Source organism: Halorubrum sp. SS7 (assembly GCF_005435055.1).
Taxonomy (GTDB): domain Archaea; phylum Halobacteriota; class Halobacteria; order Halobacteriales; family Haloferacaceae; genus Halorubrum; species Halorubrum salinarum.
Window position 1 is genome coordinate 1 of the sequence record NZ_SGXV01000751.1, and the last position, 216, is coordinate 216.

A 216-nucleotide genomic window follows, 5' to 3' on the forward strand; every position below is an offset into this window, starting at 1 on the left:
CGGGGGCGTACTCCTCGGCAACGGACTCTGGGCAGAACACGAGCGCCGCGGAGCCGTCCGTGATCGGGCAGAAGTCGTACAGCCGGAGGGGGTCCGCGACGACCGGCGAGTCGAGGACCGTGTCGAGGTCCACCTCTTTCTGAAACTGCGCGTGGGGGTTGTCCACGCCGTTCCGGTGGTTCTTCACCGCGACCTTCCCGAGGCTCTCGCGGGGCG

General features: G+C 69.0%; 1 pseudogene. It reads right to left on the bottom strand.

Annotated elements, in window-relative coordinates:
* A pseudogene (locus EXE44_RS19815) lies at positions 1-216 on the bottom strand (thiolase family protein); the annotation flags it as partial.